General features: G+C 57.8%; 15 protein-coding genes. 13 read left to right on the top strand and 2 right to left on the bottom strand.

What is annotated here, in order from left to right; genetic code table 11:
* The first annotated feature begins 245 nt into the window (after positions 1-245).
* From GNZ12_RS35305 to GNZ12_RS35280, 6 genes are read left to right on the top strand one after another with little or no spacing between them, the layout of a single operon-like run.
* Positions 246-692, top strand: coding sequence for a MarR family winged helix-turn-helix transcriptional regulator (locus tag GNZ12_RS35305; RefSeq protein WP_172316587.1), 447 nt, complete (start codon positions 246-248; stop codon positions 690-692).
* Positions 689-2761, top strand: coding sequence for an FUSC family protein (locus GNZ12_RS35300; protein WP_172316586.1), 2073 nt, complete (start codon positions 689-691; stop codon positions 2759-2761). Before GNZ12_RS35305 ends, GNZ12_RS35300 begins: the two co-directional genes overlap by 4 nt.
* A gap of 8 nt (positions 2762-2769) precedes the next feature.
* Entirely contained in the window at positions 2770-2964 is a 195-nt protein-coding gene (locus tag GNZ12_RS35295; protein ID WP_407947747.1) for a DUF1656 domain-containing protein, read from the top strand.
* The gene (locus GNZ12_RS35290) at positions 2961-3854 is read left to right on the top strand and encodes an efflux RND transporter periplasmic adaptor subunit (RefSeq protein ID WP_172316584.1); all 894 of its coding nucleotides are present in this window, start codon (positions 2961-2963) and stop codon (positions 3852-3854) included. The genes GNZ12_RS35295 and GNZ12_RS35290 overlap by 4 nt, the downstream gene beginning before the upstream one ends.
* The gene (locus tag GNZ12_RS35285; RefSeq protein WP_172316583.1) at positions 3851-5296 is read left to right on the top strand and encodes an efflux transporter outer membrane subunit; all 1446 of its coding nucleotides are present in this window, start codon (positions 3851-3853) and stop codon (positions 5294-5296) included. The genes GNZ12_RS35290 and GNZ12_RS35285 overlap by 4 nt, the downstream gene beginning before the upstream one ends.
* A 20-nt stretch (positions 5297-5316) precedes the next feature.
* The gene (locus GNZ12_RS35280) at positions 5317-6270 is read left to right on the top strand and encodes a LysR family transcriptional regulator (RefSeq protein WP_172316582.1); all 954 of its coding nucleotides are present in this window, start codon (positions 5317-5319) and stop codon (positions 6268-6270) included.
* A gap of 658 nt (positions 6271-6928) precedes the next feature.
* Here the strand turns inward: GNZ12_RS35280 and GNZ12_RS35275 are convergent.
* Positions 6929-7504 (bottom strand): TetR/AcrR family transcriptional regulator, encoded by a 576-nt coding sequence (locus GNZ12_RS35275; RefSeq protein WP_172316581.1) that lies wholly within the window; start codon positions 7502-7504, stop codon positions 6929-6931.
* Between the two features lie 512 nt (positions 7505-8016).
* Here GNZ12_RS35275 and GNZ12_RS35270 point away from each other — a divergent pair.
* The 7 genes from GNZ12_RS35270 to GNZ12_RS35240 all read left to right on the top strand — a co-directional run bounded on the left by GNZ12_RS35270 (position 8017) and on the right by GNZ12_RS35240 (position 19450).
* Positions 8017-10887, top strand: a complete 2871-nt coding sequence (locus tag GNZ12_RS35270) for an ATP-binding protein (RefSeq protein ID WP_172316580.1) — start codon at positions 8017-8019, stop codon at positions 10885-10887.
* Between the two features lie 1005 nt (positions 10888-11892).
* The gene (gene hpnI, locus GNZ12_RS35265; RefSeq protein WP_172316625.1) at positions 11893-13110 is read left to right on the top strand and encodes a bacteriohopanetetrol glucosamine biosynthesis glycosyltransferase HpnI; all 1218 of its coding nucleotides are present in this window, start codon (positions 11893-11895) and stop codon (positions 13108-13110) included.
* 75 nt (positions 13111-13185) lie between these two features.
* Positions 13186-14607, top strand: coding sequence for a hopanoid biosynthesis associated radical SAM protein HpnJ (gene hpnJ / locus GNZ12_RS35260; RefSeq protein WP_172316579.1), 1422 nt, complete (start codon positions 13186-13188; stop codon positions 14605-14607).
* Positions 14607-15467 carry a hopanoid biosynthesis-associated protein HpnK gene (gene hpnK, locus GNZ12_RS35255; protein WP_172316578.1) on the top strand — a complete coding sequence of 287 codons (861 nt, stop codon included), beginning with the start codon at positions 14607-14609 and terminating at the stop codon, positions 15465-15467. Before hpnJ ends, hpnK begins: the two co-directional genes overlap by 1 nt.
* Entirely contained in the window at positions 15464-16477 is a 1014-nt protein-coding gene (locus tag GNZ12_RS35250; RefSeq protein WP_172316577.1) for a lysylphosphatidylglycerol synthase domain-containing protein, read from the top strand. The genes hpnK and GNZ12_RS35250 overlap by 4 nt, the downstream gene beginning before the upstream one ends.
* 185 nt (positions 16478-16662) lie before the next feature.
* The gene (locus GNZ12_RS45640; protein ID WP_172316576.1) at positions 16663-16944 is read left to right on the top strand and encodes a helix-turn-helix domain-containing protein; all 282 of its coding nucleotides are present in this window, start codon (positions 16663-16665) and stop codon (positions 16942-16944) included.
* Between the two features lie 232 nt (positions 16945-17176).
* Complete coding sequence (locus GNZ12_RS35240; protein ID WP_172316575.1) at positions 17177-19450, top strand: CoA transferase; 2274 nt, start codon at positions 17177-17179, stop codon at positions 19448-19450.
* On the opposite strand, the gene GNZ12_RS35235 is transcribed toward GNZ12_RS35240, so the two are convergent.
* The gene (locus GNZ12_RS35235) at positions 19434-22730 is read right to left on the bottom strand and encodes an ATP-binding protein (protein WP_172316574.1); all 3297 of its coding nucleotides are present in this window, start codon (positions 22728-22730) and stop codon (positions 19434-19436) included. The genes GNZ12_RS35240 and GNZ12_RS35235 overlap by 17 nt on opposite strands.
* Positions 22731-22873: the final 143 nt, after the last annotated feature.

The following is a 22873-nucleotide window of genomic DNA, read 5'->3' as shown; positions in this document are numbered from 1 at the left end:
AAAGTCGACCACGCGCGCGTCAGTCCACGTGCGTGCAACGATCTACATCGGCCGGCCAAAGGTTTCAAAAACCAGCGAGAAAGAACAAATTCTGCATTGTTACCAACGTTGGTATGAATCTCTTGGCAACCTCGGTGTGTCCTCGAAACGAGCGTGTCCGTACACTGAATTTTTCTAGACGGAAGCCGCTTCCCACTGCTGACTATTAAACGGTCACCAGTCGTGTCGAATCGGCAACATCGACCATGTGTTCAGACACCGACAAAAAGCAACTTGCTGCAAGCGCAGCCTTGACAACGGCGGCGCGGCGATGGCGCTACGTCAGGAGACAATGCCTCAGCTCGCTGCCGCTCGCAGAGGCAGGTGCAGAGCCTTTAATGCTCCTGAAGAAACTTGCCGAACCGGTTCATCAGTCAACGTTAGCCCAAATGGCTAGCCTGAAAGGTCCATCCCTCAGCCGGTTGATTGACCAACTCGCCCTCGCGGGCCTTGTAAAACGTTTGAGCTATCCCGGAGACCGTCGTGCCAATTCCGTCCTCTTGACCGAAAAGGGTTTTGAAGTGGCTGATGCTGCGGAGGTAAGACTCGCAGAGTTGCGCTCTCGAGCTCTCGCGAACATTTCAGACAATGAGCTGGATATAACGATCAAGGTGCTTCAAGCGTTCTTCAACGCTGAACGGAGGCGAGTGTGATAGCTATCTTGAAAGGCACGGGGTTCCGCTTCCCGTCTCGACTCGAATGGCTATTTTCTCTCAAAACGTTCATTGCGTCGATGATCGCGCTCTACATCGCGCTCAAACTGGAACTACCGCGACCATACTGGGCGATGGCCAGCGTCTATGTGGTGGCGAACCCATTTGTCGGGGCGACCCGGTCCAAGGCCGTTTATCGAGCCGCCGGAACAGCCATCGGTGCAGCCGCCGCCGCGCTGCTGCTTCCTCGCTTCGTTGAAGAGCCGTTGATCTTTTCCGCAATCGTTGCACTGTGGAGCGGTCTGCTCGTGTTTGCGTCGATGCATGACCGGAGCGCACGCAGCTACTTGTTTGTTCTCGCTGGATACACCATGCCACTGGTCGCGCTGAGCGCTGTCGATTCACCATACACCGTGTTCGATATAGCGGTCTCCCGCACCGAAGAGATTACGGTTGGAATTATTTGTGCGAGTGTCGTCGGAAGCATTCTCTTTCCCGTAAAGCTCAGTTCCTCTCTCGCAGACAGAGCAAGCGGTTGGTTTGCTGACGCGACCAAGTTTGGTCAGATATGCCTTTTGAGCCACGACCAGACGGCAGATATGCCGACACTTCGCAGGCGACTCGTCACCTTGTCGAATTCACTGGAGCTCGTGGTGAGTCAATTGTCCTACGACCACGTGACGCCATTGGCCATAAAGCAGGCGCAGCATCTAATTTCCCGGATGCAACTCTTTGTGGTGATTGGCTCGGCAATCATCGACTCCTTGTCTCAATTGGAGCGCGACGGCCGGGCCATCCCTGCCGACTTGCAAAAGGCAATCGATCTGGTCACGCAACGATTTGAAAAAGGTCAGTCCTCCAGAAATTCCTTACGACATCTACGGCATGATGTGGCGAACTTGGCACGAGAGTGCTTGGCTGCTCACGCACCTGACTCTGCCAACCTCGCAAGCGTCTTCCGCCGCCTGAGACAGTTCATGGACGTTTGGGAAGACTGCCTCACTCTCGAGGCCGCCCTTCGCGAGCCCAACCCATCTTGGCGCGGAGCGCTTCGCCATTGGCGGATAAACACCCCGAAGCCATATCGCGACACGCCCGTCCTTGTTTTTTCGGCGCTTTCTGCCGTTCTTGCGATATTCGTCGCTTGCTGCTTGTGGATTTATTCGGGATGGACCGACGGTGCGCTGGGAGTTACGCTCGCGGCGGTTTCCTGCTGTTTCTTTGCGACGGCCGACGACCCGGCCGCACAGATAACCCAGTACTTTGTTGCCGTGTGTTGCAGCCTCGTCATCGCCGGCATCTATGTGATTGAAGTATTACCGCACGCCCAGGACTTCGCAATTCTGGTTGTTATATTTTGCGTGCCGTTTGTCCTGATAGGTACCGTGCTTCCTAGACCCCGATTCGCCGTCGCCACAGCCCTAACCGCTGTACACACGGCAACATTTCTTAGTATTCAAGGTGTTTTCGATATCAACTTTGATTCGTTCCTCAATCTCAACATTGCCGGTGTCGTTGGACTGCTGTTCGCAATCATCTGGATGCGGCTGACGAAGCCATTCGGACCTGATCTACTCGTAGCCCGGCATACCCGTCAGTCCTGGTCGGACATCGCTACGGCGGCGTCGCTCCGACCGATTGCGAATCAACGGCTGTTTGCCGCACGCGCTCTCGACCGCCTAATGCAATCGGTACAAAGGCAAACTTCCAGCGGCAACAAAGAAAGCCATCCTTCGTCCGAGAGCCTAAGGGAAGCACGAATCATTTTCAGTGTTCTTGATCTCAGGAGAACGCAGAGGCGTGTAACGCAGGACATACAAGCAACGCTCGAGGGCGTCTTCCGGAACATTGAGTCGTACTTCGATACGTGTGTTCGACATCGGCATCGGAAGCCGATCCCTGCTGCTCTGCTGGCATCTATCGACAACGCCATGAGTGAGGTTTCTTCTCCTCAAAGTGGTGCTCCCTCCGGAGGGCGAGAGCGAGCTAAGGCTCGAGGTGACATCGCCTTCCATTTGGCCGACTTGCGCATCGCTCTCGTCCGAGGCGACAACGGAGAAGTCAATTGATCGAAGACGTGGATATCGTAGGCATCTTCGCTCCAGCAGTCGTTCTCCTGATGCTGGTCGCCTGGATGCTAAATCTAGCGGTAAAACGAGTACTAGAACAGATCGGATTCTATCGGCTGGTTTGGCATCGCCATCTTTTCGACCTGTCCTTGTACGTCGTGATACTTGGAGTTCTTGTTCTCTTTACTGTGCCAAGAAAGTGAAAAACATATTCTTAGCAAGCGGCCGCGTCCTGCTTACGCTCATTGCAGCATCAGTTGCTGTATATATTCTTTGGAAGCTTGTCGGATATTACTCCTTTGCGCCATGGACAAGAGACGGACACGTTCGTGCGGACGTCGTTCAGGTTGCGCCTGACGTCTCGGGGCTCATCACCGCAGTACCAGTTCACGACAACGAACGGGTCACCAAGGGGCAACTTCTCTACGAGATTGACAGGGAGCGATACACGCTAACGCTCAGCAATGCCATGGCGGTGGTAAGTCAACGACGAGTCGAACTGGACGAAGCACGACGCGAAAGTGCGAGAAATGCTGCGCTCGGAGAGCTCGTCTCGGCCGAAACCAGCGAACAGGGTCGAACGCGCGTCGAGGCCGCGCAGGCGCAACTCGACGCAGCAAATGTTGCGGTGGGCGTAGCGCGGGTCAACCTCCAAAGGACTCGCGTGTACAGCCCCGTTGACGGCTACCTGAACGATCAGGCTCCACGAGTGGGAGAGTTCGCGACGAGCGGCAAGTCTTTGTTATCGATTGTCGACCTCAATTCGTTTCGGGTTGACGGCTACTTCGAAGAAACGAGACTAAGGGGCATCACCATTGGAGCACCTGTTGATATCAAAGTGATGGGAGAGCCCATCCTCCTGCATGGCCATGTCGAGAGCTTTGCGGCGGGCATCGAAGATCGCAACCGGACGCAAGGCTCAAGTCTTCTGCCCAACATCAACCCGGCTTATAGTTGGGTCCGTCTGGCTGAGCGTATTCCTATTCAGATTGCGTTCGACAACGTCCCGGTTGATTTCCGGCTCATCGCCGGCCGTACCGCTACAGTGTCGGTCAGACAATCAGGCGGCGTAACTACACGGAGCGCTCGATGAAAAAGGCTGTCGTCGTGGTCGCACTCTCGACCATCCTTACAGGATGTGTGGTCGGTCCGAACTATCGGCTGCCATCTGAGGCCGCGATAAACCAGGACGTGGCTAAGCAGCCGCTTCTCGATGCAAAGGGATACACGACGGATTCGCAATCTCCGCCTCCAAACTGGTGGAAGCTGTACGATGACCCCCTTCTGAACGACATGGTCCAAAGAGCGTTGCAGCAGAACACGGATCTCAGGGTAGCGATGGCAAATCTTGAGCGCGCGCGCGCAAGCGTCCAGTTTGCTGACGAGCAGGGAGGTTTCTCGGGGGGGATTTCGGCCCTGCAGGAACGCACGCAGGAGGCGGGTGAGCAATACCTGCTGCCCGAAAAGGTGCCCGTCGCCAACGCCAGCAACTTTGGCATCAACGTCACGTACGAAATCGATCTGTTCGGAACGCTCAAACGAGGGGTGGAGGCCGCAGAAGCAGATAGCGATGCAGCATTAGCGGCAAAAGACGTTGCGCGTGTCGCCGTTGTATCGGACGTCGTGCACGCTTACGTTGAGAACTGTGGCTCTGGAGCAGAGTTGAGTGTCGCTCGCCAAGCGGTTGCTGAACAGCAGTCTCGGGGAGAGCTCATTGCACGACTGCACGCACTGGGCCGAGCGGACGTATCCGAGACCTCTCGACAGGAAACAGCGATCCGGGAAATAGAAGCTACCATACCAAAGTACAGCGCACGTCAACACATTGCACAATACCGCTTGGCGGCTTTGCTCGCTGAAAGCCCAGCAGAGCTTCCAGAAGCTGTCCGCGAATGTATGCGTTTACCTCAACTCGCATCAAAGATACCTATCGGAGACGGCACCGCACTATTAAAGCGGCGCCCAGACGTTCGGGAGTCGGAGCGAAAGCTTGCAGCCTCGACTGCGCGCATTGGCGTGTCCATCGGCGCCCTGTATCCTAACGTAATTCTTGGTGCGTCTACGGGTCTAACAGGCACAACCGGCGACTTGGGGATGGGAAGCACTGCGCGCTGGTCCGTTGGCCCGATGATTAGTTGGACTTTCCCCGTAAACGGTGCGCGCGCACGTATTTCGGAAGCCCGTGCCGAGCAGCGCGCAGCATTGGCTTCGTTCGATGGTGTCGTCTTACAAGCACTGAAGGAGGTTCAGTCGAGTCTGGCAGGCTATGAAGCAAGTATGGACCAACTCAACGCACTTGAACGTGCGCATGCCTCGGCTGTCGAGTCCGCGTCCGATGCACATCGGATGTTTGTGGGCGGTAGGGCAACTTATCTTGACGATCTGGATGCGAGTCGTACCTTGACAGCGAACGAACTCAGGCTGACCGAAAGCAAAGTCGACGTGGCAATGAGCCAAGTCGACCTGTTCAAATCACTCGGCGGGGGATGGGAAACTAGTGGCGATATGATTAGTCCCGCAACCGCCTCGCGCTAATCAAAACAACAGGGAGCTACATGGACATGTTCAATCAGATGCGTGTATTTGTGCGTGTGGCTGAATGCGGTAAGTTTACAGCCGCTGCCGAGATATTGAATACCAGCCCCGGCGCCATCTCCAGAGCCGTAACCGAACTCGAAATGAGATTGCGTGCACGGTTGTTCCATCGTTCTACACGAAAGGTTGCGTTGACACCCGCGGGCGAAGTTTATCTCGATAGATGTAAGCAGATTCTCGCGGATGTCGAGAGAGCCGACGAGGAAGCTAGCGGTGCCCAGCAGCGCCCCATTGGGAAATTGCGCATTCACAGCTTTGTGGGATTTGGTCAGTACTATATTTTGCCGGCAGTCAAAGAGTACCGGACTCGTTATCCTCATGTCGCTGTTGAGCTTACCCTATCGCAACGGCTCCCTGAACTCTACGAGGGGAGCACTGATGTCGCGATCGTAGCAACCTCAGCGGCGCTTGCGGACTCCGATCTCATTTCTCACCTGCTCGGCTCCTCGTTCAGCGTGTTGTGCGCATCCCCCGAGTACGTGCGCGATCGTGGTATGCCACTCAGCCCGAGCCAACTCGCGCAACACGAGTGCCTTATCCTGCACACTCCCGCGTTTCCTGCATATGAGTGGTTGTTGGAAAGTGACAAAGGTATCGAGTCGATGAAAGTGTCCGGCTCGGTAGAGTTGAATACGGCAGAGTCCATGGCAATGGCAGTAAGTTCAAGCATGGGAATTGGCGTGTTGCCTGTATATTCGGCGCTCCTCGGCTTGGCGAACGGTAGTCTGGTTCGAGTTCTGCCCCAATATACATTGCAAAGGATGAACATCTACGCTCTGCATCCCTCGCGACGATATACCGATGCAAGGATACGGACTTGGATAGAGTTCTTGCGCGAGTTCATGCCCACAGTGATTACGCGCGACGCTCAGGTGATCGAGGGGCATGCTGCTTTGCCAGGTGAGCAACCTTGAATCACCCGTTCGCGGAGTGCCACCCAGACGATTTGACGCATTCTATTTGCCTCTTGACGTTCTCCCCGAGACGGTTTTTCCGCTCAACCGGCAGCGTTTTGCGTGAGCATGCAGTCGACCTTGCTACGGGTCGCGCTCGAATACGCGCGGACAACTTGGGCCTTGTCGACAACCGACTGGCCTCCATCGCTTGATATACCAGGCAGCGAGCCCTTCAATCCAACATCGATATCAAAGCCTACCCGAATAGATCCGACGCCTACCCTACCGTTGAGCGAGACGTCAGCCGGGATTGCAATCTTGTTCTGCGCACCGAGGAACCACCCGCTGTGGGTAGTAGCAAAAAGTTGTTCAGGGTTGGTGCCTTCGTCGCCTGTATCCCCAGGCCCACGCGCGGTATTTAGCCTGAAGTCGAACTTGCTCTCGTGCACGACCGTGCGACCGTGGCGAGCTCCGGTGGCTTGAGCATGGCACAGTACAGAACTTTCTCGATAGGCATGATAGGGTTCCTACAATTGAAATTAGCAGGTCGCGCCATCTCCTACCAGATGGATTTTTTCACGAAATCCGTCACACCTCCGATTCATCACCCGCCCGCAAACAAAATGCAAGAGGGTTTTCGCGTTGTGTGAAAAGCTTCGCCCTTTTCGGTGCTGTTTTACCTCACGATCTTCCATGCGGCTTCGATTTCTTTGCGACGTGCTGCCGTTCGAAACAGGCGACTTGCCAACATGCTGCCCTGATATGCAGCGAAGAGCATTCGGGCCGCACTATCCCACGGGCCCTGGACGGCGAGCGGGCGTTCGTCGAATCCTTGTGCTAGCACTTTCGCAAGCCAGCTTTCGTTGGCTGTGAAGAATGTCTGAACCGCAAGTCGGACGCTCTCTGGCAACCAGCGAATGTCCGCGGCTAGCATACCGCACAGACAAATCTGGTTACCGTCACCCAATGCGCTGTCGAACAGCTCTGCGTACTTTGCAAGCTGCGTGTCCGCTGGCAACGCAGCATCGATCTCCTGCATGGAGTTGAGTACGTTATCGCTGTACTCGTTGACGGCCTCGAGCACAAGATCTTCCTTGGACGGGAAGTAGTAGTGGATGCTCGAAGTCTTAACGCCAACCAGCTCCGACAGGTCGCGATAGCTAAACCCGTTGTAGCCACGCTCCATGATCAGGACTATGGCATGATCGAGAATCCGCTCGCGGACTGTTAGTGTTCCCGTTGGTGTTCCCATGTGTCGCTGCAGCTTCTATAGACGGCACACCACCGTCCGGTTGATCAGACCTCAAAACGAATCTCTGATGAGGTTATTTCTTCCGCGTTATGCTGGCTCGCTGGACGTTGAAAGCGCGCTTGCTGACTGTGCTGGTCAGGTTGCACGTTCGGTGCAAGGGCCGTGCGGCGGAGTCAGATAGTCGTTGAACTCTCGTCGGCCGCCGCTCAAGAGCGATAATCGCTCCGTCGAATTGCATGTCCGCTACTCCACTGACACGCGTGCTGGCCAAGCCGAACATGCATCGATCATAGCGGCCCTGCAACGTCATCTCCTCTTGGTACGCTGAAAAGTCCTGAAATCTTCTGGCGCCCGGCTGCCGCGTCTCTGAGAGCAGCGGCTGCCGCCAGCAGGAACTTGAAAGGGGGCGGGAGCCCGAAGGTCAGGGCAGCAAGTTACTTCAAGGAAAAAGTAGCGCCGCGTTGCCTGTGACGTTACACTTTTCAAAGTCCGCACTGCGCGGAGGACGCATCATGGTCACGCCGTCTCAATCTGCCGTCCTGTTTCGCTTCGGCGCGACGACCGTTAACCCCGGCCGTCGCGAGTTGAGTCACGACGGTGTATGCGTCAACGTTGGGGACCGCGCGTTCGACCTTCTCGTACTGCTCATCGAACAGCGTAGCATGGTCGTTAGTAAGGAACAGATCATGGAGGTGGTCTGGCCGAGAAGAGTCGTCGGCGAGAATACCCTCGAAGGTCAGGTATCACGACTGCGCCGCGCGCTGCGAAACGACCGCGGCGCGATACGGACCATTGCCGGACGCGGGTACCAGTTCGTCGGAGATTTGGGCATTGATACGTCGTTAGTTCCAGATTCGTCAAGCCTGGCACCGACAAGCAGGTCGGCATTCCGCGGCAAAGGACTTCCAGCTCACGTATCGCGCCTCATCGGCCGCGAAACGCAGCTCGTCGAGATCGCCGATCTCATCCGGTCACGACGCCTCATCACGCTCGTCGGCACAGGCGGCGTCGGCAAGACCCGGCTCGCGATCGAGGCTGCCCGCCAGATGTCATCGTACTTTGCCGACGGCACTGTTCTCGTGGAATTGGCGGCGACCGCGTCGGCTGACTACCTGCCGGCCACGGTCGCTGCCGCGTTCGGTTTCCCGCCTGGCGATGGGGCGCGATATCTCGAGAAAATCTCCCCTACCCTCCAAGATCATCGCCTCCTGATCGTTGTTGACAATTGCGAACACCTAATTGAAAGCGCGGCGCGGCTCGTAGAGACGCTGCTGCAGATGACACCGAACTCGACAGTAATCGCCACGAGCCGGGAAGCGCTGAGAATCGCGGGAGAGCGGGTCTATCACGTGCCGTCGCTCGCCATGCCGTCGCATTACGATGCGCAAGACGCCGTGCGCTTCGGCGCGATCCAGCTTTTCCTCGAACGGACCGGTTTGGAGCCGGATGCGGAAGTCGACGCATACACACCACTGATCGCTCGTATTTGTAGACAACTGGACGGCATCCCGCTGGCAATCGAACTCGCTGCCGCATGCACTGCTTCCCTTGGCATTCAAGGGGTAGCCGATCGTCTCGACCATCGCTTCCAGATTCTTCGAAACGGGGCGCGAACCGCGCTCCCGCGCCAGCAGACATTGCGCGCGACGGTGGACTGGAGCTACGCGCTTTTACCGCCGCACCTTCGGACGGCGTTGTCGCGACTCAGTCTGTTCGCCGGGACTTTCACGCTGGACTCGGCGCAGCGGATGATTGGCGGCGCCGACATGCTGCAACATGAGGTGGCGACCGCTATCGCCGAACTCGTCGACAAGTCACTTTTGTGTGCCATCCCTAACCTCCCCCAGATGCATTACCGGCTTCTCGACACGATCCGCGCGTATGCGCGTGACCGTCTCGTCGAAAGCGGTACGAGCCACGACTGGCTAGTACGCCACGCGCGGCACATTCTGGACATTTTCCGGACCGCCGAGAGGTTCGCTAGAGAACGCGCGGAACTCGACTGGAGCCGCACGTTCGGGTTTTATCTGGACGATCTTCGGTCTGCTGTTGAATGGAGTTTTTCAACAGACGGGACAACGGTTATCGCCATCGAGCTCACCGTGGCCAGCATTGCCCCGACCATGCAACTTGCATTATTCGAGGAGTGCCTCTCCCGCCTGGACACAGCTCTCGACGCGTTAGCCAAACTTCCCGTCCAGGCCCGGCTGAATTTGCCGGTAGTCGAATGGGAGATGAAGCTGCAGACAGCGCGCGGCGCATGCCTGCTATTTCAAAGTGTAGGGGCTCAGACTTGCGAACCATTTGACTCTGCGTTGGCACTTGCCCAGGAGACGGGTGATATTGAATATCAGCTGCGAGCCTTATGGGGTTGCTGGACTCATGCATGGCTGAATGGACAGTATGTGCGGACCCTTGCTCTAGCGACGCGCTTCACGGAGGTTGCCGGGGAATCCCGCTGGCCCAGCGACCGGACCGTGGCGCGGAGGATGGCCGGAATGGCTCGTCTGTGGCTTGGGGAACTCGATGAAGCACTCACTGAACTGGAGTCGATCAGAATACCGGACGGCCGTGCCAGCCGCGCCGAGCGTATCCGCTTCCTTTTTGACGAGCACAGCGCAACCGGCTCCGTGCTCGCGCAAGTACTGGCCTTTCTCGGCCGCGACGATGACGCCGAGCTGACAGCGCGGCGAGCACTCAAGGACGCGCAAGCACTCGGCCACACGCCATCGATCTGCTACGTGTTGAGCGAGGCACTATGTCCGACAGCATTGCTGCGCAACGACGAAGCAGGGCTCAACCAAGCGGTCCAGATGCTCTCGGACGCCGTGCGGCAGCACTGCGTGTGGGCATTTAAGCCGCGCGCGGAAATGTGGCGAGGTTTGACTGCGCTGCGCCAGGGGCAAGTCGAATCGTATGACATCAGCATCGCCCCTTCGCTGGAGAAAATGGGCGACGCGCAGTATTGCGTCGTGCTAATCGCGTTCCTGGCTGAAACCGCAATTGCGCTAGCGAGATTTGGCAGAGCCCGCGATGCTGATGCGTTGCTCGCTCGTGCGATGACAAGAGCAGCCGCTATGAACGACCTTTTCTCATGGGTGGAACTACTGCGAGCCGAAGCAGAGATCATGCTTTTACGACGCGAGTTCGACGCCACCTCGCACTTGGCGGAATGCACACTCCTGAACGCATTGCACATCGCGCGAAGTCGCGGGTTCGTGGCATGGGAGATGAGGTGCAAGGATAGTCTCGAACGGTTATGGAAACTCTCTGGAAAACCGCCCGTTGCGTTCGACCTAGCGGAATCAACCTTGCAAATGCCACGCGAGTTCTGCGATTTCCCTCTCGCGATCGCACTTCGCGCCAATGACGCCGCCGTCTGATAATTGATCCGATCTCTATCCGACGGGTATCGTTCAGCCGTCGAACCGCGGCTCCGATATTTCCCGCGGTTTGCGCTTGGCCCTCGCTTCGTCTACTTCGGTGACAGATCCAGACGACAAATCGTCAATTTACTGCACGCATGAAAACGCGGAACCGCGCCATGCTGCACGTACCTGCTTGAAACGCAGGTTAGTGGCGGCGAGCAGATATGGCATCTATGCCAGACACATCATCACAGACGCTGTTCGTTGTCCAGGTCTGCGATCAAACGTGGCCTATCCACACCGTCTGCTCATCTGTCCGGGGCCGCGGCCTCCAATCAAAAACCTTCTATGGGGCATGTAGCATCAGCCAATGGGCAGCCGGTTTGCCTCAAGCCGATAGTGCGACCGCTTCAGCACGCCGGCCACTTCAGGATTAATACTTCCCTTCTTTGATGAAATCGTCCGCCTATGTCGTGACAGCATAGCAGCCAGTCTAATCGCGACAGAAATCTGAAAGCAATTACTGAATTACACAGCATTCTTATTGTTAATTATTGAATAAACTATTCTATTTTTTAAAACAATCAAGAAAGAAAAACGTAATTTTCATATCTGCCGAGATACGGTATCGTTGGCGCGGCACCTACGCTGCAGCCTCATTCACGCGCTGCTACAATCCCTCACTGATTGCTGAGGGTGTGTCTTTTCTCGAATCACATCGCAATTGAAATGAAGGTACGCACGAATTTTTTGCATCCGCACCACCGTAGCCCATATTGATTAATCTGACTAATTAAAATCAGATCTGTATCGTATCGACCTAAAGATCCGCATAATGTTTTCATTAATATTACCGAACATTACGGAGGTGGTTTGTCGCCGCCTGGAAGCTGCCCGGCAGAGATTGCGCCGCTTCGCGTGTAAGACAGAAGACAGAGTCGCGTCGATTTGCACACCGGCGAAGTTTGTGTCGCCATCCCCCTGGCCCGCTCTGCGGGGAGTGCGTACGAGCATCGGCCAATGACAGTGCATCCAATGCAGGTATCGATCTGCCTGCTTGTTCTATCCTGCGGCCTCGGTTCCGTGTATGTAACTATCGCTGCCGTCGCGATGCCCTTTTTCGAAGGATCGAGCGTCAGCGCGAGGGACCACCGTCAGATTGGGGGCATCAGCGTACTGAAGCCACTATGCGGGTCGGAACCGCGCTTGTACGAGAACCTTGCTACATTCTGCGAGCAGACGCACTCCAACTTCCAGCTTCTGTTCGGCGTCTCATCCTCGCGTGATCCAGCGATCAACATCGTCCGACGGCTACAAGCCGCGTACCCACTGCGCGACATAGAGCTCGCAATCGACACGCGGGTTCACGGCAGCAATCTCAAGGTGAGCAATCTGATCAACATGGCGGAACGAGCGCGACATGACATCATCGTCATCGCCGATAGTGACATCGCCGTAAGACCAGATTACCTGGAGACAGTGGTCGCTCCACTGACCGACGCCACCGTCGGTGTAGTCACATGCCTGTATATGGCTCAGGGCGTAGGAGGCTTCTGGCCACGTGTGGGCGCGTTGTTTATTAATGAATGGTTTGCGCCGTCGGTGCGAGTCGCGCATGCCGGTGGTTCTCGCCGTTTCGGTTTTGGCGCCACGCTGGCGATTAGACGCGAGACTCTCGAACGGATTGGGGGCTTCGAGGCACTTAAAAACTGCCTCGCTGACGACTACTGGCTCGCCGAGCACGCTCGCGCCCTCGGCTTGCGAACTGTGCTGTCTCCGGTGATGGTCGCGACAGACGTTATTGAGCCCACGTTCGCGACGCTTTGGCAACGCGAAACCCGCTGGCTACGAACGATACGGTCGATCAATCCGTGGGGCTTCGCATCCCTCGTCATTACGTTTCCGACACCGTGGCTTCTGTTCAGCGCCGGTATTGCGGCGCTGTTCGATTCAGCAAACGGCGCTTGCTCCCACCACCAGGCGGCCGCGATTCTGGCCGCAAACACGGTTTTCAGCCTCGTTGCGCGAATAATTTTACACGGGCGCAGTGCACGTCATACGCGGACATTCTGGCGCGATCTGCCTCTCGTGCCTCTGCGCGACATGCTTCTTGCGCTGCAGTGGCTTGCTGCGGCGTTCGGATCGTACGTAGTCTGGCGCGGAGCGCGCATGCCAGTCACCCAAGCCATAGAATCAGTACGCACCGCAAACACGACAGCGATGAAGACATCCGATTGACGATGATATTCGTACACGTGCCGTGTGATCAGCATCCTCATCGTCCGGTACATGATTTGCGCTCCAGGAGTGCTCATGAAAACATTATTTTTACAGGCGCCGTCGTATGACGGCTTCGATGGTGGCGCGGGTTCGCGCTACCAGGCCAAGCGTGAAGTACGCTCGTTCTGGTATCCGACTTGGCTCGCGCAGCCCGCCGCGCTCGTGCCCGATAGCCGCGTACTCGATGCCCCCGCCGACGGCTTGTCCGTCGAAGCGTCGCTCGACATAGCAAAGCAATATGACCTGGTGGTGATCCACACCAGCACACCGTCTTTCCCCACCGACGCACTGTTCGCCGAAGACCTGAAGAAGCGCAAGCCTTCGGTGCTGATCGGCATGGTCGGCGCGAAGGTCGCGGTCGATCCGCACAATTCGCTGACCGCGAGCGAGGCGATCGATTTCGTCTGCCGTGAAGAATTTGACTTCACCTGCCAGGAAGTTGCCGAAGGCAAGCCGTTCGCCGGCATCAAAGGTCTGAGCTATCGCGCGGCCGACGGTTCGATCGAGCACAACGAAGCGCGCCCGATCCTGGAGAACATGGACGAGTTGCCGTTCGTGGCGCCCGTCTACAAGCGCGATCTGAAGATCGACAACTATTTCATCGGCTATCTGAAGCACCCGTACGTGTCGATTTACACGGGCCGCGGCTGCCGTTCGAAATGCACGTTCTGCCTGTGGCCGCAAACGGTGGGCGGGCATCGCTACCGCACGCGTTCGACCGAGAACGTGCTCGAAGAAGTGAAGTGGATTCGCGACAACATGCCTGAAGTCAAGGAGATCATGTTCGACGACGACACCTTCACCGACTTCAAGCCGCGCGTCGAGGAGATCGCCCGCGGTCTCGGCAAACTGGGTGTGACGTGGTCGTGCAATGCGAAGGCGAACGTGCCGTACGCGACGTTGAAGATCATGAAGGAAAACGGCCTGCGCCTGCTGCTGGTGGGCTATGAATCGGGCGACGACCAGATTCTCCTGAACATCAAGAAGGGTCTGCGCACCGACATTGCGCGCCGCTTCAGCGAAGATTGCCGCAAGCTCGGCATCAAGATTCACGGCACCTTTATTCTCGGCCTGCCTGGCGAGACGCAGGACACGATCCAGAAGACCATCAAGTATGCGAAGGAAATCAATCCGCATACGATTCAGGTGTCGCTCGCGGCTCCCTATCCCGGCACGACGCTCTACAACCAGGCGGTCGAAAACGGCTGGCTGGAAGAGAACAAGGTCATCAACCTCGTCAGCAAGTCGGGCGTGCAGCTCGCGGCGATCGGCTATCCGCATCTGTCGCGTGACGAGATTTACCACCAGCTCGAAAACTTCTATAAGCGCTTCTATTTCCGTCCGTCGAAGATCTGGGAAATTCTGCGCGAGATGCTCACGAGCTGGGACATGATGAAACGGCGCCTGCGTGAAGGCGTGGAATTCTTCCGCTTCCTACGCGCCCACGAAGCGTGATGCCAAGGAGTGAGCCGACGAGGTCGCGCGTTGGTCATCGCAGGCTAATCATAACCGCTGATGATTTCGGTTTGGACGTGCGTGTTAATGAGGCCACCGAACAGGCCCACCGACACGGCGTACTGACCGCGGCAAGCCTGATGGTGAGCGCGCCCGCTGCAGCCGACGCCGTTTCTCGTGCGCGACGTCTACCGGACCTGCACGTCGGTCTTCATCTTGTGTTGGCCGACGGGGCAGCCACGCTTCTACGCCAGTCAATACCAGCCTTGGTCGATAAGCAAGGCCACTTCGGTCGCAACATGGTGCGTGACGGCTTCCGCTTCTACTTCTTGCCGCATGTCCGTCGACAGCTCGCTGCGGAAATTCGCGCCCAGTTTGACGCGTTCGCCAGAACTGGGCTCACGCTCGACCACGTGAATACTCACAAGCACTTCCATTTACATCCAACTGTCCTGTCGCTGATTCTCCAGATCGGGCCGGAATACGGCATGCGCGCCGTGCGCCTGCCGTTCGAAGCAAACTCCCCGGCTTGGATTAAACCTTGGGTAGCGCTCGTCCGGGCGAAACTCGATCGCGCGGGGATCGCGCGAAACGACTACGTGGTCGGCATGTCCGAAACGGGGAAAATGGACGAGACGGTGATACTTGAGGCGATAGCCGGCATGTCTGAGGGTGTGTGCGAAATCTACAGTCACCCAGCATCGCTCGGTGATGGTCCACTGACGCCTGCGATGAGCGCGTACCGGCATGCCGACGAATTCGCTGCATTGACATCGCCGCGTGTGATGAAGGCCATTTCGGCTTCCGGTGCGATTTGTACTGGCTTTGCTGAAATTGCTTGTGGGGACAATGCCCGATGAAATGGCTGCAACGGATGGGACTACCGGCTGGCATCGCACTACTTCTTTATCTTGTATTGCACGACGGCGGCGACATTGTGCACACGATCCGGCAGGCCGGGCCGACCATCCTTTGGCTGGTACCGTTACACGCTCTTCCACTGCTACTAGACGCCTGCGGCTGGAGGACCCTCCTAGGTAAGTCCACGTCACTTCTCTTCCTATGGTGGATTGCGACGGTGCGTGAGGCGGTCAGCCGCCTGTTACCGGTAGCTAGTATTGGCGGCGAAATCGTGGGCATCCGACTTGCGAACTGGAAGGCGCATAACCTGAGCAGCGTCAGTGCGTCGGTGATCGTCGAAGTGCTCGTGACAATGATGGTGCAGTATGCGTTTTCGGCTATTGGTCTGGTCCTTCTCCTCGCTTGCACCGAGATGAAGAATTCACTCGGGCCCATTGCTCTAGCCGTGGGGCTCTCATTGGCACTACCCGCCGTCACCTTCATTGTCGTTCGGCGTGGGGGCGTCTTTCATGCAATAGAACGTTGGGCAGCGCGCTTGCTTGGAGCGGAAAATCCGTTACTTCAAGCTATCGACGGTATACAACTTGATACGGATATCGATGCGTTGATGTCACGCGGCGGCCTTTTGATTCGCAGCTTTCTGTGGCAATTTGCCGGCTATGCACTCGGAGCGCTGGAAACGTACTGGGCGCTTTCAATGCTTGGTCATTCAATCTCACCAGCTGGCGCGGTCGCAATCGAAGCGCTTACCCAGGCAGTCCGACACGCGGCTTTCATTATTCCGGCAGGTATCGGTGTGCAGGAGGCGGCTGTCGTTCTGCTCGGACAAATGTTTGGGGTAGACCGCGAAGCGGCGTTGTCGCTGGCGTTAGTCAAGCGTGTGCGCGAAGGAATCTTTGGCTGCTGTGCGCTCGCCTCGTGTCAAGTCGCGGAGATCTTAATCAGACGACCAGGTGAAGTCGCGGCTGCCCAAGCAGCAAATCAGTTACCGGATGACGCGCGGATCTAGATAACGGGGCGGCGCTACCGTCACCGTGTCGGAGACCTCGACTATGTCGGTATTTCCCCCACGCTTCGGCCTACACTCGGCGGGTCCTGCAGTAGTGCCGAGTCGACAGTAATCACGTCGTCGGGTTTCGGCATCTTGAGTCATGCCAGAGTCGGCGACCTAAAATCTGAACTGGCGGCGTCGTGATGGAGACCGCACCTGGAGCGCAGGCCGTTTCACGCGCCCTGCGCCTGTTGCGAGCGGTGGCGGGAACGCTCGGCGCTGGCATCAGTCTCCCGCAACTCATGCGCGGCACCGGCCTCGACGAACCGGCCGTGCATCGGCTAGTGCTTGCGCGAATCAGCGTAAGGAGGGAGTATCCGAACTATTCATCAGTACTGCTATGGAGCGACGTTGCTTTCACGCGGGCGAGAGAGTACTCGGTCAGCGAGAGACTTGCGGTTACCTGCGCACGCACGGCCCGATGACTCCGTGTTCGAAGTACCCGATTATTCGATCGAGTGGCTGCCGCCGGTTTTGAAGGCGGGCGACCATTTGGACATCGAGGCGGCGATCGTTCGCTCACCCCTTCTATCCTCTTGAATTTTAAGGAAAAACGCCACGTGCGGCGATGTATGTTACCGTAACAAACGTTCCGCCGGGAACGGCTAGAGCAGATAGTCCTCCAAGGTTTATATGAATGCAGGATGGGAGGAATAGATGTCGCTTTTGCCTTTGTCGGGAATCTCGGTCGTCGAATGCAGCACTGGAATGGCAGGCCGGTTGGCGGGCCTGCTGCTGGCGGATCAAGGCGCAACCGTAATCGTTTGCCGCGAAGGCGGCGAGCCCGCGCCCCTGGACGCGTATCTGGACCGCGGCAAGCATATTCATGCCGGTGCGGAACCTGCTTGCTCGGCGGGGGCCGACGTGGTAATCCGTGACGGCACCGATAGTGGCGATAGAACTCACGGGCAAATCCGTCTCGCCGTTACAGCCGTCCTTCCCGGTGAAACCGCCTATCCTTTCCCGGACGAGGTTGGTGACGACATCCTCAAGGCGGTCTCGGGCTTCTATACCGATCTGGCGATGACCCGAAGTCTGCTCGGCGACAACGTCCTTTACACCCCCGTGCCACTGTGCTCGGTCTATGCCGGCGTCCTCGGTGCGACAGCCGTCGGAGCGGCTCTGATGGACCGCCTCCGGTACGATGCCGGTCGGGATATCGTCATTTCGCGTCTGGCTGCTGGCCTGTCTTCGGTCGGCGCGCTGGCGCTGGAGGTTGCGGGCGTTCCTGAGCATCTGAAGACCGGTCCTATTATTTCGCTGCCTCCCGAACTGGCTACGCACGTCGACAAGGCCCGTGCCGACAAGGCTTATTTCGAATGGCTCAAACGCCAGATGAACCCCTTGTTTGCCTGCTATCCTGCCGCCGACGATCGCCAGGTCATGTTTCTCAGCGTCATTCATCGTGATTACGCTCGGCGACTGCTTGAGACGCTCGGGATCTGGGAGGACATGCAGGCCTTGGGGGTGGTCGACCTCCCGATCTATGATCCAGCTAACGCTGAGTTCGCCGATCACAATATCGCCGTGGCGCAGAATCTGCGTTTGCCGCTTCGCGCCAAATTGGCTGAACTGATTGCTGCCGCCGTCGCCCGCAAGTCGGCCGAGGAGTGGGAGCGCATCCTTGGCGAGGCCAACATTCCCTGCGCTATGGTTCGCGATTTCGACGAGTGGCGCGCGTCAGATCATGCAAGGCAGTCCGGAATCGTCGAGACAGTTGGCGGTTGCGACTGGCCGCAACTCGGGCGTGCCGTTCGACTGGCTTCCGCCAAACCCTATCCGGCTCTGCACATCGGCACGACCGGAAAAACTTCATTGCCGGCTTCACAGTCGGCAACCGCAAAGGAAGCGGCAAAATCGGCTGCTCCCCTAGCCGGCATGCGCGTCGTCGATCTCGCCAACGTCATTGCCGGGCCGGCTTGCGGCCGGATGCTGGCTGAACTCGGCGCCGAGGTCATCAAAGTTGACTCCACACAGCCCGAGCATGTGCCAGCGGTAACCGTGGTCTGGCCGAGCGAACTCTCCCAAGGAAAGCGAAGCATTCTCCTCAATCTGCGACAGGAAGACGGGCGAGAGATCCTCAGACGGTTGGTAGCACAGGCTGATTTTGTCGTGTTCAATAAACTCGACCCGGTCATGGAGCGATTGGGTCTCGATCGGGCCGGTCTCGCGCGGCTCAATCCCGATGCCATTGCCGTGCAACTGAGCGCCTTCAAAGGCGAACGGCCGGGCAGCCTCGACGACTACCCTGGGTACGACCCGCTCTTGCAGGCCGCGACCGGAATCATGGCCAGATTCGGCTCTTCCGATGCGCCCGAGTTGCACGGGCTAGCGTCCTGTGTCGACTATCTCACCGGGTACATTGCGGCTTTCGGAGCGATCGTCGCTCTCTTCGCCCGCGAAAGGCGTTCTGAACGGGGCGGCGACTGGGTCGACACGTCCCTCGCCAGCGCCGCGAGCTTCATTCAGGCTTCGTTCCAAGTAACGCCCGCACCGGTCGGGACGGCAAACTGCTTGCGGCAGGTCAAGGACGGCTGGATTTGCGTCGAGCCGGCCGATACCCATATCCCCGGCATTTCCGAACTAACCGTGGCGGAAGCGCTGACCGCAGCCAAGTCCGCCGGAATCATCGCGGCACCGGTGCAATCGATCGCCGAACTCAAGGCTCGACATCGAGGGAACCCTTGTGCGGACGTTGCCTTCAAGACCTCCTCGGGCGCTCTTCCTGCTTTCAATCTGCGGCCGACCTGGTTCCATTTCGATGGCTCCCCGTTGCCAGAACTCGCGGCGGCTCCGGCACCGGGGGCCAATGCACAGGAGATTCTTCAAGAACTCGGATACGGCGCGGCGGATATTGTGAAAATGATGTCCGTCGGAACGGTCGGACAGGTGCTATGGGACAGCCCTTCAGAGCTTAAGACGGCCGAATAGCGCGATCTTTCGTCAGGGCAGCCAGGCTCTTTTGCGCGCGCTGCTCGAATATGGCGGAGCCCTGCGATGCTGCGAGGGCGACAGCGTGGTTGAAATAGCCGGCTGCGAGGGCCTTCCCGTCGGAACCCTCCCCTTTCAATGTCAACTCGCCACGCCTTCGAAGGATTTCGGCATCCCAGATATGTTCGCTATGGGATTGGACAAAGTCTTCGGCCTGGATAAGAGCGCCCAGCGCCAGATCGTTGCGGTTGCCCAGCGCGCAGCATTGGGCAACCGTCATCCAGAGGAAGGGAGAGAGGAAGCCACCCCAACCACGGCAAAAATCGGCGACATTTCGGCTCATGGCCTCATAATCAAGAGGCCGCAAGCCGGCCATGGTCTCACTCCAAGCCAGGACGAGTTCGGCCATTGGACTCCAATGGTTGAAACCATGTTTTTCGCTGAGTTCTCTCAATAGTTCGCCATGTTCGTGCCCATCTTTGGTTGCGCTACGGAGAATGTCCAGCACCGAACGCCAACCCAGAACGATGGCCTGGGTTGGCGCGTGCTTTTGCGACAGAGCGATCGACCAGGCCAAATCCGCTCGCGTCAGGGCCGCTTCGTCGTCGCCTTGCAGAAATAACGCCCATGCACTATAGACGGCGGCGGTGGCTCCAGCGTCATAGCCGTAGGAAGGCCTGTAACGCGCCAAGTCATAGCGACGCAGAACTTTGTCGTACCAGCGCATTGCCTCTGACAGTCGCCCTTGAAACAGGGCGCTCGTACCGAACAGCCTGCGGGCTTCCAGAAGCAGGCCGCGATGGCGCGCTTCCTTGGCTCGGTGGGCAACCTCGGAGGCAATCGCAGCCGATTCCGCCCAGTCTCCGCGCGCGCAGAAATAGGCCCAAAGCCCGGCAAAGGTTGCGGCTTCCTGGTCGGGAATACGAATCTCTGCGCAGAGCGTTTTGGCCTCTTCGTAAATAGGCAATAACTCAAGCGCTCCGTAACCCTTGGTAACCCGAACAACGACGCCCAGTTCCGTGAGCAACTCGAGCCTGTGCCTCTTGTTTGCGGCGGTAAGCGCAGGTCCGTTGAGCGCCGCGAGACCGGCGCGAAAATGGCTGATCGCCTCCTCGTTGGCGAAATCTCTCGCGGCCCGCTTTCCTGCCTCCAACCACCGGGGCGCCGATTCTTCTGCCAGACCCGCCTTGACGAGATGGTCTGCGATGATTTCGGCGCGCAGATCAAAGCCGGTTTGTCCTGCCAACAGTCGGGCGATCCGCTGGTGAATCTCGCGGCGTCGCTCGAGTAACATCGATTCATAGGCTGCGTCGCGAAACAGGATATGGCGGAAGCACCCTATGCCTGTCCCACTCTCCCCACCGGGAAGAATCACGCCCTCCTCGACTAAAGTCTGCATGGCCTCGCCGAGGGCGGCTTCCGGCACTTCCGCTACAGCGGCCAAAAGATCACTGCGGAATTCCCGACCGATCGCCGCCGCAACTTGCGCGATGAATTTCTTGTCGCCCAGCCGATCCAGTCTTGCCATCAGAAGATCAATCAATCGTTCAGGAAGTCGTCCGCGAAACTCAGGCATGTCGCAAAGGGTTTTTGCAAATTCTTCGACAAATAGGGGAATGCCTTCGGTCTTTTCGACTACGAGTTTGCGTTGTTCCGCCGACAGTCTTATGGCGCCGGCGACTTCGTCTATCATCTGTTCGACGTCAGCCGTTCCTAGTGGCGCAAGTTCCAGGACCGTGGCGCGCGGCAAACGACGCCACTGATCGTTGCCCGGTCGCGAGGTCACTGCCAACATGATTGGCTGGCCCTGGAGGCCGCGGGCGATCAAATGAATCAGTTCGGTCGTGGAGGGGTCGAGCCAATGAACATCCTCGACGACTAGCAGCAGGGGGGCCTTGCGCGCTGCGGCGAAAATCACCCTAACAAGCATTGCAAAAGTCGCTTCCTTGCGACGACTCGCCGGCATGGCTTCCAGCGCGTCCGGCAACGCCAGGCCGAACAGCGAGCCGAGCATCGCCACACCCGAGGGCTCGGACTCGGCCGGTGTTATCGCCAGCGCGAGGAGTTTGGCGTTGATTTGTTCGCCGCCATCCGTACGCATGATCCCGGCCAATTCGGATATTGCGTCCCGCACAGGCGACAAGGCGCTCCTCGAATAGAGCGGCAAGGCCCTGAGAAGCATGCGCCGCCCCCCATTTTGCCGGATGGACGCCCACAGATCGTTGATCAGGCGCGACTTGCCGATCCCTGGTTCGCCGCTGATGACGACGACCTGCCCCTCTTTGCCCTCGGCCAGAGACCAACGTCCGAACAGAAGGTCGAGTTCGTGGCGGCGCCCGACTAGCGGCGCGCCCTCGGTGGACTCGGAGGGGATCCCCAATTCCTCAAGTCGCCAGACGGTCTCGCCGGATGCAAGGCGGCAGCAAGGCAATTCGGCGCGACAATAATGGCGCAAGACCCGATAGGTAGCTTCGGACAGGAATACGCTCCCGGCCGAGGCACAGTAAGAAATCGCCGTGGCGTCAGCCAATACGTCTCCCAACAATGCCGGAACGGGTGTCCCAGAATCGGAGTTTCGCGTACCGCTGATCGCCCAGCCGGTTGCCACCCCGACCTTTATCGCGACATGCTCCAGAGTCTGCCCAGGCCCGGCGACGGATTCATCTCCAGACGAGTCAATTTCCCCGAGAACCAACTCTCGTGCTGCAGCGACGGCAAGATATGCGGCATTCTCCATGGATCTCGGCCAGCCGAAATAGCTGACGAATCGGTCGCCAGCCTCCTCCGCAACTCTTCCACCATATTTTTCGGTGATCCTTCCAAATAAGCTTCGAAAAACAAGAAAGTCATCGTGTATTCGACCGGAATCAATTGATTGATTGGAGAAACTTCCAGGATTTCTGCAAGCGATCACCGTGACGTGATGTCGGCCGGGAAGTTGGGGCGTATGGTCCAAGCTTGGAGGCAGCCGTTCCGATGTTGGTGCCCGGCGAAGGAATGGCACATAGCTGCCCTTCGGTATCTCAAGGAAATGCTGGTCATTCATCCCAGAGCCACGGGAATAGTCGGCTAGCAGGCGGCGTAGTCGTCCAGCCTCCACGCGAACGATGGCATTGCTGCCCGGATCGAATGACGAATCCTTGCGGAAGACCGACATCGCGATGTTCAGTTCCTTCAGCGACCTGTCACGGCCGGCAAGCCATTCCTCGACCAGGAATTTCAGAAACGCGCCCATCCGTGGAGACGACAGAAACTCTGGGCTGGCCAGGGTGCGGGACAAAACACCTAGCACCTCTTCCGGCGAAAGAAAATTTGACCCGTGACCTCTGGTTGGCCCACCATCGGTAAGCGGCATTCTTTTGACCATTCCCTTCTTGATTTGGTGATGTCGACGCGAAGCACGTCGACATGACGGCGTTTGCC

Source organism: Paraburkholderia solitsugae (assembly GCF_013177695.1).
Lineage (GTDB): Bacteria > Pseudomonadota > Gammaproteobacteria > Burkholderiales > Burkholderiaceae > Paraburkholderia > Paraburkholderia solitsugae.
The sequence above is the reverse complement of the archived record's forward strand: the minus strand, read 5'-3'. Positions and strand labels throughout refer to the sequence as shown.